The organism is Streptomyces sp. NPDC054783 (genome assembly GCF_053611725.1).
In genome coordinates this window covers 422,090-434,361 of record NZ_JBSHAY010000003.1, presented here as the reverse complement: position 1 = coordinate 434,361, position 12,272 = coordinate 422,090, and the positions used below count along the sequence as shown (strand labels likewise).

The 12,272-nt window shown below is 71.0% G+C and carries 12 protein-coding genes and 1 tRNA gene; 9 read left to right on the top strand and 4 right to left on the bottom strand.

What is annotated here, in order from left to right; all coding sequences use genetic code 11:
• Positions 1–37: 37 nt before the first annotated feature.
• Positions 38–484 carry an ATP-binding protein gene (locus ACWGJ5_RS08875; protein ID WP_453309052.1) on the bottom strand — a complete coding sequence of 149 codons (447 nt, stop codon included), beginning with the start codon at positions 482–484 and terminating at the stop codon, positions 38–40.
• A 186-nt stretch (positions 485–670) separates the two neighbouring features.
• On the opposite strand from ACWGJ5_RS08875, the gene ACWGJ5_RS08870 reads away from it, so the two are divergent.
• The 9 genes from ACWGJ5_RS08870 to ACWGJ5_RS08830 all read left to right on the top strand — a co-directional run bounded on the left by ACWGJ5_RS08870 (position 671) and on the right by ACWGJ5_RS08830 (position 10,658).
• Positions 671–1,534 carry a hypothetical protein gene (locus ACWGJ5_RS08870; RefSeq protein ID WP_453309051.1) on the top strand — a complete coding sequence of 288 codons (864 nt, stop codon included), beginning with the start codon at positions 671–673 and terminating at the stop codon, positions 1,532–1,534.
• 114 nt (positions 1,535–1,648) lie between these two features.
• Positions 1,649–2,383 (top strand): YcnI family copper-binding membrane protein, encoded by a 735-nt coding sequence (locus ACWGJ5_RS08865; protein ID WP_453309050.1) that lies wholly within the window; start codon positions 1,649–1,651, stop codon positions 2,381–2,383.
• Between the two features lie 106 nt (positions 2,384–2,489).
• Positions 2,490–3,143, top strand: coding sequence for an SCO family protein (locus ACWGJ5_RS08860; RefSeq protein ID WP_453309049.1), 654 nt, complete (start codon positions 2,490–2,492; stop codon positions 3,141–3,143).
• Entirely contained in the window at positions 3,140–3,625 is a 486-nt protein-coding gene (locus ACWGJ5_RS08855; RefSeq protein WP_453309048.1) for a copper chaperone PCu(A)C, read from the top strand. Before ACWGJ5_RS08860 ends, ACWGJ5_RS08855 begins: the two co-directional genes overlap by 4 nt.
• Before the next feature lie 17 nt (positions 3,626–3,642).
• Complete coding sequence (locus ACWGJ5_RS08850) at positions 3,643–5,571, top strand: copper resistance CopC/CopD family protein (RefSeq protein ID WP_453309047.1); 1,929 nt, start codon at positions 3,643–3,645, stop codon at positions 5,569–5,571.
• An 8-nt stretch (positions 5,572–5,579) separates the two neighbouring features.
• Positions 5,580–6,863, top strand: a complete 1,284-nt coding sequence (efeB, locus tag ACWGJ5_RS08845) for an iron uptake transporter deferrochelatase/peroxidase subunit (protein WP_453309046.1) — start codon at positions 5,580–5,582, stop codon at positions 6,861–6,863.
• Positions 6,864–7,025: 162 nt separating this feature from the next.
• Positions 7,026–7,958, top strand: a complete 933-nt coding sequence (gene pheA, locus ACWGJ5_RS08840) for a prephenate dehydratase (protein ID WP_453309045.1) — start codon at positions 7,026–7,028, stop codon at positions 7,956–7,958.
• A 625-nt stretch (positions 7,959–8,583) separates the two neighbouring features.
• Positions 8,584–9,861 (top strand): serine--tRNA ligase, encoded by a 1,278-nt coding sequence (gene serS / locus ACWGJ5_RS08835; protein WP_453309044.1) that lies wholly within the window; start codon positions 8,584–8,586, stop codon positions 9,859–9,861.
• Complete coding sequence (locus tag ACWGJ5_RS08830) at positions 9,858–10,658, top strand: HAD family hydrolase (protein ID WP_453309043.1); 801 nt, start codon at positions 9,858–9,860, stop codon at positions 10,656–10,658. Before serS ends, ACWGJ5_RS08830 begins: the two co-directional genes overlap by 4 nt.
• A 202-nt stretch (positions 10,659–10,860) precedes the next feature.
• Here ACWGJ5_RS08830 and ACWGJ5_RS08825 read toward each other — a convergent pair.
• From ACWGJ5_RS08825 to ACWGJ5_RS08815, 3 genes are all read right to left on the bottom strand, one after another.
• Positions 10,861–10,948 (bottom strand) — tRNA-Ser (locus ACWGJ5_RS08825).
• A 252-nt stretch (positions 10,949–11,200) separates the two neighbouring features.
• Positions 11,201–11,452: an SGM_3592 family protein gene (locus tag ACWGJ5_RS08820; protein ID WP_453309042.1), complete on the bottom strand. Its 252-nt coding sequence runs from the start codon at positions 11,450–11,452 to the stop codon at positions 11,201–11,203.
• 99 nt (positions 11,453–11,551) lie between these two features.
• Positions 11,552–12,271, bottom strand: a complete 720-nt coding sequence (locus ACWGJ5_RS08815; RefSeq protein WP_453309041.1) for an ABC transporter permease subunit — start codon at positions 12,269–12,271, stop codon at positions 11,552–11,554.
• Position 12,272 lies beyond the last annotated feature (1 nt).

Below are 12,272 nucleotides of genomic sequence, written 5' to 3'. Positions count from 1 at the left end.
TCCGTCGTGCGTCCGCGGCGCCGCCAAGCGCCCCCGGCTATGCCGTCAGCAGCGAGGGGTCCTTCGTCCACTTGAGGATCTTGTCGAAGCTGACCACCGTGCCGCCGCGGCCGGGCTTGGCGCCGATGTGGACGTGGTCGGCGAGTTCCCGGATGAGACAGAGCCCGCGGCCGTGCTCGGCGTCCGGGCGGGCGGGCCGCAGCTCCTGGGCGCGGAAGAACCCCGGCCCGGAATCGGCCACTTCGATACGGCACTTCTCGCCGTCGAGATACGCGGTCACCCGGTACGCCTCCGAGGTGCCGCCGTGCGGCGTGTTCCCGCCGTGCTCGACGGCGTTCGCGCAGGCCTCGGTCAGGGCGACGGACAGGTCGTAGGAGATCTCCGGGTCGACGCCCGCCGTCTCCATGGTGCCGATCAGCAGCCGCCGGGCGAGCGGCACGCTCGCGGCCTCGCGGCGCAGATGGAGTGACCACCAGATGCTCATGCTCCAGCCTCCTGGCCGCGGAACGACATACCGATACGTATTGCCGCCCGTAGGGGACCGTAAGCACACAGTTGACGTGACTCCGCCCATACAGCCGATGCGCTTAGGGAGGAATCAGTGTATGAGGGACGATCCCCCGGCCCTGCCACAGGACGCCGGCAAGCGCAGTGCGATGATGAGGCCGCCATGACTGCCCCCCACGCGCGCACGGCGCAACCCGGAGCCGGGCTCCGGATCCTGCGGGCCGCGGTGTTCGCCGCGGTCTGCGTCGCGCTGGCCGCGTGCGGGCACACCGTCGCCTCCTGCGCGGGCGTGCCCCTGTGGACGCTGGGCGCGGGCTTCCTCGGCTGTCTGCTGCTCGTGGTGCCGCTCGCCGGGCGGACCCGCTCGCTGCCGGGCATCGCCGCACTCCTCGCGCTCGGCCAGACCGCCCTGCACACGCTGTTCGGGCTCGGCCAGCACGGGACCGCCATGGCCACCGGTGGGATGGCGACGGGGTCGATGGAGTCGATGAACTCCACCGGCTCGGCGGGCTCCTCGCTCAGCGACCCCGCGCTGGTCGAGCAGGCCGCGCGACTGCTGTGCGGGGCGAGCCCGACCGCCCTGACCCCGGGGCGCGCCTTCCACCTGCTGCTCGCCGCCCACCTCGTCGACCGCTCGGGCCGGCCCGTTGCGGTCATGGGCGGCATGCACCACGCGTACGACGCCACCGGCTCCTCCCCCGCGCTGCTGCCCTCGCTGCCGATGCTGCTCGGCCACGTCCTCGCGGCCGTCGCCGCGGGCTGGCTGCTGCGGCGCGGCGACCTGGCGCTGCTGCGTCTGATCGAACTGTCGGCGCACGGAGTCACAGAGGGGGCGCTCGTACGGTCCCTGCGCGCTGCGCTCGCGCTGACGCGCGCCCTGTGCGCCGGGCTGCTACCCGCCCCGCGGCTCCTCCCGCGCGGCCGTCGTACCGCCCGGGACGAGGCACCCGGCCCGCACACCACCGCACTCCAGCACACGGTGATCCGCCGCGGCCCGCCCGCCGCCGGCTTCCGTCTCGCCGCCTGACGCGACGCGCGCACCACTCCACGGATCCGGAGAGAGCTGCCGCCGTCGCGCGGCACGCGCGCGTGCGCGTACCTCTCTTCCTCACCAGAACTCTCAGAGTGGAGTGCTCCTGCCATGCAGGCTTCTCGTATCGCTTCCCGTGCCCTGGCCGCCGCCGGCACCGCGGGCACGGCCGTACTGGCGCTGTCCGTACCCGCCTTCGCACACGTCTCCGTACAGCCGGAGGGCGCCGCGGCCAAGGGCGGCTACGCGGTCGTCGACTTCAAGGTCCCCAACGAGCGCGACAACGCCTCGACCACCAAGGTCGAGGTCGACTTCCCGGCCGACCACCCGCTCGCCTCGGTCATGCCCCAGCCCGTCGCCGGCTGGCACGTGCAGGTCACCAAGACCAAGCCGGCCAAGCCGCTGACCATGCACGGCGAGAAGATCGACGAGGCCGTCACCAGGGTCATCTGGAGCGCCGTCGACGGCAAGGGCATCCAGCCGGGTTACTTCCAGAAGTTCCCGCTCTCCCTCGGCGCCCTGCCCGAGAACACCGACCAGCTCGTCTTCAAGGCGCTCCAGACGTACTCCGACAAGGAGGTCGTGCGCTGGATCGAGGTGCCGCAGGCCGGGCAGGACGAGCCGGAGAACCCGGCGCCGGTGCTGCAGCTGTCCGCCGCGACCGACGACCGCCACGGCACGGCGGAGGACGCCTCCGACAAGGCCGCGACCACGACCGCCGCCGATTCCGGATCCGGCTCCCACGACACCGACACCACCGCGCGCGTGCTCGCCGTGGTCGGCATCGCCGTCGGCGTCGCGGGCGTCGCCTACGGCGTCCTCGCCGGCCGCCGCCGGACCGCCTAGGCCTTCCGGACCGCGCACCGGGGGGCGTGCGGCGCGTGCGACGCTGTCCTGGCTGTCGTACGACCCCCGGTGCGCGCCGGATTACTCACATCTGGGACATTTTTCTATGCGCAAGAAGACGTTCGCCGCGGCCGCGCTGCTCGCCGCCGCCACCCTGACCCTCTCCGCCTGCGGCAGCGGGAACGACGGCAAGTCGCCGGTCTCCGTGGTCTCGGAGGAGTCCGGCTCGGGCAAGGCCGGCACGGTCCTCGACCAGCCCTTCGAGAAGCCGGACCTGGTCCTCACCGACACGCACGGCAAGAAGTACGACCTCCGCCAGGAGACCAAGGGCCGTCCGACCCTGCTGTACTTCGGCTACACCCACTGCCCCGACATCTGCCCGACGACGATGAGCAACATCGCCGTCGCCAAGAAGGCGCTGCCCAGGGCCGAGCAGAACGACCTGCGGGTCGTGTTCGTCACCACCGACCCCGGCCGCGACACCCCGGCCGAGCTGGGCAAGTGGCTCAAGGGCATCGACCCGCAGTTCATCGGCCTGACCGGGGACTTCCCCACCATCCAGGCCGGTGCCCGCTCGGTCGGCATCTCCGTGGAACCGACGACGAAGGACAAGAACGGCAAGCTCGTCTCCGTCCACGGCACCCAGGTCATCGCCTTCTCCCCGAAGACGAACGGCGGTTACGTCCTCTACGGCGAGGACACCACCGTCGACGACTACACCAAGGACCTGCCCAAGCTCGTCAAGGGGGCGAATCCGTGAGGCGCCGTTCTGCCCTCGTCACCGCGGCCGCCGCGCTCGCCGGCGCCCTGACCCTCGCAGGCTGCTCGGGCTCCGGCTCGGGCTCCGATCCCGGGTCCGGGTCCTCGAAGGCCGAACTGTCGGTGAGCGGGCCGTACATACCGCAGCCGGTCTCCGCCGACATGGCCGCCGGCTTTCTGACGATCGCCAACAAGGGCGGGGCCGAGGACGAGCTGACCTCGGTGACCAGTGACGTCGCCGGCCAGATCACCATGCACAGCACCATGGGCGGCGCCATGCAGGAGAAGAGCTCCTTCGCCGTACCCGCCCACGGTCAACTCGTGTTCAAAAGCGGTGGCAACCATCTGATGTTCGAGAAGCTGAAGCGCAAGCCGGAGCAGGGCCAGACGGTCACCGTGAAGCTCATCTTCGCCAAGTCCGGGCCGCTCACCGTCGAGATGCCGGTGAAGTCCGCCACGTACAACCCGTCGACCGGCCACTGAGGGAGGAACCGACCACCGTGACGCGGACCATCACCCCCACGGGACACCGGGGCAGCCTGCGCACCCTGGTGCTGCTGCTCCTCGCCGTCATGGGCGCACTGCTCGCGGGTGCCGGACCGGCCTCCGCGCACGCGGCGCTGACCGGCAGCGACCCCGCACAGGGGGTGGTGGTCAAGCAGGCACCCGCCCAGGTGGCGCTCACCTTCTCCGAGAAGGTGGCGATGAACGACGACTCCCTGCGCGTCCTCGACCCCAGGGGCAAGCCGGTCCAGACCGGCACACCGGCCAACCTGAGCGGGACGACGTACGCCGTGAAGCTCAAGAGCGGCCTGGGTGACGGCACCTACACGGTGACCTACCAGGTCGTCTCGGCCGACAGCCACCCCGTCTCCGGCGCCTACACCTTCTCCATCGGGGCGCCCTCGCAGACCGTGGTGTCCGGCACGGGGCCGGTCGCGGGCGGCGGCGCCGTGGGCGGCCTCTACGCGTTCGGGCGGTACGCGTCGTACGCCGGGTTCATCGTCCTCGCCGGCGGCGCGGCCTTCGTGCTCGCCTGCTGGCAGCGCGGCGCGGGCGTACGCGCCCTGCAGCGGCTGGTGGTCGGCGGCTGGCTCACGCTCACCGCGGCCACCCTGTGGCTGCTGCTCCTGCGCGGCTCGTACACCACCTCCGGGAAGTTCGCCGACGTCTTCGACCTCGGACTGCTGGGCCAGGTGCTGCAGACCAAGACCGGCGCGGCGCTGGTCTCCCGGCTGCTGCTGCTCGCCGCCGCCGCACTGTTCATCGCCGTCCTCTTCGGCGCCTTCACCAAGCGCGAGGAGGGCCCGGAGAAGCGCGATCTGACCTTCGGGCTCGCCATCGGCGGCGTGGTCGTCGCGGCGGGCCTCGCGAGCAGCTGGGCCATGGCCGAGCATGCCTCGGTGGGGCTCCAGCCCGGCATCGCCATGCCCGTCGACGTCGTCCACCTGCTCGCCGTCGCCACCTGGCTGGGCGGGCTCACCGCCCTGCTGGTCGCCCTGTACCGGGCGCCCGCCGGGACACCGGTGGAGTCCGCCGCGGTCCGCCGCTTCTCCCGGCTGGCCTTCGGCTCCGTCGTCGTGCTCGTCGCCACCGGTGTCTACCAGTCCTGGCGGCAACTGGGCGCCTGGTCGGCGTTCACCGACACCCGCTACGGGCAGCTGCTGCTCGTCAAGATCGGGCTGGTGGCGCTGCTGGTCGGCATCGCCTCGATTTCGCGGCGGTGGACGGGGCGGCTCGCCGACCAGGCCGATGACACCGCCGTTGTCGACATCGACGGGGAAGCCGAGAAGGAGCACGTCACCGCGGCGAAGGCGGCCGGAAGGAACACCGGCTCCGGTGACTCCCAGCGCGCCGCCCAGCTCGCCCGGCAGCGGGCCGCGATGGACGCCGCCCGGCAGAAGCGGCTGCGGGACGGCGACGCGAACCGCTTCGGGCTGCGCCGTACGGTGCTCGCCGAGGCCGGTGTCGCGGTCGTACTGCTCGCCGTCACCACCTGGCTGACCCAGACCGAGCCGGGCCGCACCGAACTCGATGCCAAGGCCGCCTCCTCGTCGTCCTCCGGTGCGGCCACAGCGCCTTCGAACGGCGCGCTGACCCTGGACATGCCCTTCGACACCGGCGGCGCCGACGGCAAGGGTGTCGTCAGCATCGACCTCGACCCCGCGCGCGTGGGCGGCAACGAGATGCATGTGTACGTCCAGCGGCCCAACGGCCGGGCCTTCGACATCCCCGAGGTGAAGGTCGCCTTCACCCTCGAGGCGAAGAAGATCGGCCCGCTCCCCGTGACCCCCGACCACATCACCACCGGCCACTGGTCGGCGAGCGGAGTGCAGATCCCCATGGCGGGCGACTGGAAGATCGCCGTCACCGTGCGGACCTCCGACATCGACCAGGTGACCGTCTCCAAGAACGCGCAGATCGGCTGAACGACACCATGCCCGACCAGTCCGTCCCTCAGGCCCGTACGCCCGAGTCCTCCGCGCGCGAAGCCACGTCCGGCGACGGCGCGGGCCTCTCCCGGCGCGCCCTGCTCGGCACCGCGGGCGCCACCGGGCTCGTGCTCGGCGCGACCGGCGGGGCCGTCGGCTATGCCGCCGCGCCCGCCCCGGCCACCCCGCTGACATCGGTGGGCTCCGACCGGGCGATGTTTCACGGGAAACATCAGCCCGGCATCACCGAGAGCCTCCAGGCGCGCGGCCACCTCGCCGCCTTCGACCTGGCGGCGGGCGCCGGACACAAGGAGGCCGCGGCCCTGCTGCGCCGCTGGTCCACGACGGCCGAGCGGCTGCTGGCGGGCGAGGCCGCGCCGCACGGCGACACCGATGTGGCCCGCGACGCCGGGCCCTCCACGCTGACGATCACCTTCGGCTTCGGGCACTCCTTCTTCGGCAGGACCGGCCTGGACAAGCAGCGGCCGGCCGCGCTGGACCCGCTGCCGGACTTCTCCTCCGACCACCTCGACAAGGCACGCAGCGACGGCGACCTGTGGGTGCAGATCGGTGCGAACGACGCCCTGGTCGCCTTCCACGCCCTGCGCGCGATCCAGAAGGACGCGGGCGGCGCGGCCCGGCTGCGCTGGCAGATGAACGGCTTCAACCGCACCCCGGGCGCCACCGCGCACCCCATGACCGCCCGCAACCTCATGGGCCAGCTGGACGGCACCCGCAATCCGAAGCCGGCCGACTCCGACTTCGACCGGCGGATCTTCGTGCCCGCCTCGGGCGAACCGGCCTGGATGGCGAACGGCTCGTACGCCGTCGTACGCCGCATCCGTATGCTCCTCGACGACTGGGAGAAGCTGTCGGTGTCGGCCCAGGAGGCGGTCATCGGGCGCCGGAAGTCCAACGGGGCGCCGCTGTCCGGGGGCGACGAGACGACCCCGATGGACCTGGAGAAGACCGACGCCAAGGGCGAGTACGTCGTCCCACTCAACGCCCACGCCCGGATCACCCGGCCCGACAAGAACGGCGGCGCGGCCTTGCTGCGGCGCCCCTTCTCCTACCACGACGGCTTCGATACGGACGGCACGCCGGACGCCGGTCTGCTCTTCGTCTGCTGGCAGGCCGACCCGCTGCGCGGCTTCGTCCCGGTGCAGCGCAAGCTCGACCGGGGCGACGCGCTGTCGCAGTACATCCGGCACGAGGCGAGCGGACTGTTCGCGGTCCCGGGCGGGGCAGCGCAGGGCGAGTACGTGGGGCAGCGGCTGCTGGAGGGCTAGCCCGGAGCCCGACGGGTTACAGGGTTACGGAGCTACGGGTTACGGAGCTACGGGTAACGGGGTTTACCGGTTTTACTGGGCTTTCCAGCGTCAAACCACCCGGTCGAGTGGCTGTCGTGAGACAGAGGGGACGGCGCGCCGTGGCGCCATTAGGGTGAGGACATGCCAGCGAGCTATGCGTATCTCGGCCCCGAGGGCACCTTCACCGAAGTCGCCCTGCGGACGCTCCCGGAAGCTGCCACCCGGGAGCTCGTCCCCTATGTGTCGGTGCAGTCCGCGCTGGACGCGGTGCGGGCCGGCGAGGCCGAGGCCGCGTTCGTGCCGATCGAGAACTCCGTCGAGGGCGGCATCACCACCACCCTGGACGAGCTGGTCGCTGGCGAACCGCTGATGATCTACCGCGAGGTGCTGCTGTCGATCACCTTCGCGCTGCTGGTCCGGCCCGGCACGAAACTCACGGACATCAAGACGGTCTCCGCCCATCCGGCGGCCCAGCCGCAGGTGCGCAACTGGATGCGCAAGCACCTCCCGGACGCGCACTGGGAGTCGGCCGCCTCCAACGCGGACGCCGCCCGGCTGGTCCAGGAGGGCCGCTACGACGCCGCCTTCGCGGGCGAGTTCGCCGCCGCCCGGTACGGCCTCGAGGCGCTGGAGACCGGCATCCACGACGCGGAGAACGCGCAGACCCGGTTCGTGCTGGTCGGCCGCCCGGCCCGGCCCGCCGCGCCGACCGGCGCCGACAAGACCTCGGTGGTGCTGTGGCAGCGTGACGACCACCCCGGTGCGCTGCGGGACCTGCTCGGCGAGTTCGCCTCGCGCGGCATCAACCTCATGCTGCTGCAGTCCCGGCCGACCGGCGCCGGCATCGGCAACTACTGCTTCTGCATCGACGCCGAAGGCCATATCTCCGACCGGCGGATGGCGGAGGCGCTGATGGGGCTGAAGCGGATCTGTCTGCAGGTGCGTTTCCTCGGCTCCTATCCGCGTGCGGACATCGGGCCCGGCGAGGCCCCGGGGACCCGGCCGGGGACGTCGGACGAGGAGTTCATGGCGGCGGCGGACTGGGTGGCGCACTGCCAGGACGGCCGGTTCTGAGGCGGCCCGTAGACTGCTTCCGGCCAGTACTACCTGCATATCTTCGTTATCCACAGAAGTTATCCACAGGTCAGCTTCTCGACCTGGGGACAAGTCGACAAGGGTGCGTGAGTCGGTCGACAAATCTCCCCTCACGCCCCCGATGCGGCCACCAGCCCGCACCTCACCCTTCGTCCACTCGTTTCCGTTGATTCATCTTTTGGAGCGACCCCTTTCCACTCAAAAGTGGGTGTGACATGCGTTTACCCTGGGAATTCCTGAGCCCGTCGCGATGATCCGGAGTGATCAATTCCGAAATCCACAGACCTTCCACACAGCCTGTGGATAACTCTTCGGAGGGTGTGGATTCCTGTGGACAGCGGCCTCACGAAGTCCCGCCCTCCACAAGGGAATCCGGTCAACACGGCGCCGGAACCTGCCCCGTCCCAGGGAGTGAGACACTCCTCCTTGACGGCTTGTTCTGGCGCGTCACGACGCATTCCGACGCCTTCTGACGTGTTTCGATATGTTCCGACACGTTCTGCAATTAGGGCATAACGGAACGTAAGCGACAAAGAACGGCGAATCCGAACTCCGTGGAATAGGGATTCGTGAGCGGCAAGCCCGCACCGGTAGCCTTGGCCTCGTGATTGACCTTCGCCTGCTCCGTGAGGACCCCGACCGTGCGCGCGCGTCCCAGCGTGCCCGTGGAGAGGACGTCGCGCTCGTCGACTCCCTCCTGTCTGCCGACGAGCGGCGCAGGTCCTCCGGCGTCCGCTTCGACGAGCTGCGCGCCGAGCAGAAGCAGCTCGGCAAGCTCATCCCCAAGGCCACCGGCGACGAGAAGGCCGAGCTGCTGAAGCGTGCGAGCCAGCTCGCCGCGGACGTCAAGGCCGCCGACGCCGAGCGCGACGCGGCCGACACCGAGACCCAGGAGCTGCTGCTCCGGCTCGGCAACCTCGTCCACCCCGACGTGCCCGTCGGCGGCGAGGAGGACTTCGTCACGCTGGAGACGCACGGCACGATCCGTGACTTCGGCGCCGAGGGCTTCGATCCCAAGGACCACCTGGAGCTCGGCCAGCTGCTCGGCGCCATCGACGTCGAGCGCGGCGCCAAGGTCTCCGGCTCCCGCTTCTACTTCCTCACCGGTGTCGGCGCCCTGCTCGAGCTGGCCCTGGTGAACGCGGCGATGGCGCAGGCCACCGCGGCCGGCTTCACGCCGATGCTCACCCCGGCGCTGGTGCGCCCGCAGTCCATGGCGGGCACCGGCTTCCTCGGCCAGGCGGCCCAGGACGTCTACCACCTCGACAATGACGACCTGTACCTGGTCGGCACCTCCGAGGTTCCGCTGGCCGCGTACCACATGGACGAGATCATCGACGCCGACAAGCTGCCGCTGCGGTACGCGGGCTTCTCGCCCTGCTTCCGCCGCGAGGCCGGCTCGCACGGCAAGGACACGCGGGGCATCTTCCGTGTGCACCAGTTCGACAAGGTCGAGATGTTCTCGTACGTCGCCCCCGAGGACTCCCAGGCCGAGCACCAGCGGCTGCTGGAGTGGGAGAAGCAGTGGCTGACCTCGCTCGAGCTGCCCTTCCGCGTCATCGACGTCGCCTCCGGTGACCTCGGTGCATCGGCCGCCCGCAAGTTCGACTGCGAGGCCTGGATCCCGACCCAGGGCAAGTACCGCGAGCTGACCTCGACCTCGGACTGCACCGAGTTCCAGTCCCGCCGCCTGTCGATCCGCGTCCGCGACGGCAAGCAGGTCAAGCCGCTCGCCACCCTCAACGGCACGCTGTGCGCCGTACCGCGCACGATCGTGGCGATCCTGGAGAACCATCAGCAGGCCGACGGCTCCGTCCGGGTCCCCGAGGTGCTGCGCCCGTACCTGGGCGGCCGGGAGGTCCTGGAGCCGGTCGCCAGGTGACCGGCTTCCCCTACCTGCTGATCGCGACCGACCTCGACGGAACGCTCCTGCGCTCCGACGAGTCGGTCTCGCAGCGCACCCGAGACGCGCTCGCCGCGGCCACCGCGGCGGGCGCGGCCCACATCGTCGTCACCGGCCGCGCGGTCCCGTGGACCCGGCACATCCTGGACGACCTCGGCTACGAGGGCCTCGCCGTCTGCGGCCAGGGCGCGCAGGTCTACGACGCCGGGGCGCACCGCCTGCTGACCTCGGTCACCCTGGACCGGCAGCTGGCGGGTGTGGCGCTGGCCAAGATCGAGGCCGAGGTGGGTCCGCTGTACCTGGCGGCCAGCCGGGACGGCCTCGACGGCGAGGTGCTGGTCGGTCCGGGCTACGCGGTCACCGGCAGGCTCCCGGCGACCCCCTTCACTGACGCGTCCGACCTCTGGACGGCTCCGCTCAACAAGATCTACATACAGCATCCGACGATGGGCGACGACGAACTGGCGGACGCCGCCCGGCAGGCCGCCGGAGGCTTCGTCACCGTGGCCATGGCGGGCGAGGGCATCGTGGAGCTGTTGCCGCTGGGCCTGTCCAAGGCCACGGGCCTCTCCCTGGCAGCCCGCCGTCTTGGCCTGAAGGCGACGGACACGATCGCCTTCGGCGACATGCCCAACGACATCCCCATGTTCGCCTGGGCGTCCCGGGGCGTGGCCATGGCCAACGCCCACGAGGAACTCCGCGCGGTGGCCGACGAGGTGACCTCCTCCAACGAGGAGGACGGCATCGCGGTGGTGCTGGAGCGACTGCTGGCTTAGCGGCTGCATCCCGCCGGGAACCGCGGTGCCGTCGGCTTCCGCGGCACCGCCACCACTGCGGGCAGTCGTCCCGCTGGGGCAGCACGGGTGGGCGCAGCGGCACCCCGCCGACGCGGGCCGACTGCATCCGGCCACAGCATTGGGCAGCGCCTCCACCTAACCTCAGCTGACAACCCGGCCAAGTCCCAGTGACAACGTCTCGCGGAGGATGCACGGATCGAACGTGCGCGGGCTTTCCAGGCCCGACCACGGTTTAGCAAACCGGTGCCTTACCACTCGGCCAATCCTCCGGGTGGGCGGCCCACGCGAGAGCGACATCGCGTGCTCGAAGCGGCCGCCCCGGGCAGTCCCTCGGGCTCTACGGCGGGGTAACTACACCGGAGCCGGCCTCGGACTGCCCTGTCGGGAGCTGGACGTACTGCCGTGCATGGACATCGTCCACCTCCACTCCCGGTTCACGACGCCGGGACGATCCCGGCGGATGGGGCACAACCACTGTGCCTCACCGCCGAGTTGGGTGCCACCGAATAAAGGACGCGCGGCTACCCCCGACGCCACCTGCGTCTGCGCGCCTTGCTGAAGAACCAGCCGGCCGGCGCCTCGTCCGAGCGCCAGGGCTGCGGCTCGGGGGCCTCGGCGCGCCAGCGGGCGGCGAGCATGCGGGCCCGGGCGGACGGCTCGGAGGTCTCGGCACCCCGTATGAAGTCCTCGTCCAGGACCAGGCCGTCCCAGACGTCTGCCCCGGCGCCCTCGGTCCGCCCCCGCCCGTCGTCGCTCGGCGTCTCCTCTGCCATCATCGGCCTCCTAGCCGTACATCCGGTTTTGTCCAGTCTGCCCGGACCGAGGTGAAGTCGCAGTCAAGGCCGCCGGAGCCGGGCCGGGCCCCGCTGTGCCTACTCCTCGCCCGCCAGCTTCAGCGTCCGCAGCTTCTGCCCGGCGTACCAGGTGGCCAGCACGGTCACCGCCACCAGCAGCACGGTGGCCGTCGGCAGGCTCACGTCCGAGGTCACCAGGTCACCGCCGACGACCTTGTGCGCGACGGCCAGCGACCACTGCTGGACGCTGAGGGTGCGCGCGCCGGGCACCAGCGAGCCGAACAGCGCCTCCCAGACCAGCGCGTAGACGAGCCCGAAGACCACGGCGTGCCGGGAGACCGTGCCGAGCAGCAGGAACAGCGCCGAGTAGGCGATGGAGGACACCAGCGCGGCGATCATGTAGGCGACGGCGACCTGCTGGCCGTTGCCGTTGAGGATCAGGCCCGCGATCAGGGTGGGCACCGCCGAGAAGACCATGGTCACGGCGATGGCGACGATCAGCTTGGTGCAGATGATCGTCGGCCGCTTCAGCGGCTTGGACAGCAGATAGACGACGGAGCCGTCGTCGATCTCCGGTCCGATCGCGCCCGTGCCCGCGATGACTCCGATGATCGGCACCATCGTGGCGATCGCGAAGCCGCCGAGCACGTCGGAGGCGGTCTGGTCGTCGGCTCCGGTCAGGCCGCGCACGGCCACGGAGATGATGATCAGCAGCAGCGGCAGTGCGCCGAGGATGAGGGCCCGGCGGCGGCCGAGCAGGGCTCGGTAGGTGAGCCGGGCGACGGTGGGGTCGTACATC

What these genes read in the sequence shown, in the direction of transcription:
- ACWGJ5_RS08875 (WP_453309052.1), bottom strand. Translation starts at nt 484, where the DNA reads ATGAGCATCTGGTGGTCACTCCATCTGCGCCGCGAGGCCGCGAGCGTG.
- ACWGJ5_RS08870 (WP_453309051.1), top strand. Translation starts at nt 671, where the DNA reads ATGACTGCCCCCCACGCGCGCACGGCGCAACCCGGAGCCGGGCTCCGG.
- ACWGJ5_RS08865 (WP_453309050.1), top strand. Translation starts at nt 1,649, where the DNA reads ATGCAGGCTTCTCGTATCGCTTCCCGTGCCCTGGCCGCCGCCGGCACC.
- ACWGJ5_RS08860 (WP_453309049.1), top strand. Translation starts at nt 2,490, where the DNA reads ATGCGCAAGAAGACGTTCGCCGCGGCCGCGCTGCTCGCCGCCGCCACC.
- efeB (WP_453309046.1), top strand. Translation starts at nt 5,580, where the DNA reads ATGCCCGACCAGTCCGTCCCTCAGGCCCGTACGCCCGAGTCCTCCGCG.
- pheA (WP_453309045.1), top strand. Translation starts at nt 7,026, where the DNA reads ATGCCAGCGAGCTATGCGTATCTCGGCCCCGAGGGCACCTTCACCGAA.
- ACWGJ5_RS08820 (WP_453309042.1), bottom strand. Translation starts at nt 11,452, where the DNA reads ATGGCAGAGGAGACGCCGAGCGACGACGGGCGGGGGCGGACCGAGGGC.
- ACWGJ5_RS08815 (WP_453309041.1), bottom strand. Translation starts at nt 12,271, where the DNA reads ATGTACGACCCCACCGTCGCCCGGCTCACCTACCGAGCCCTGCTCGGC.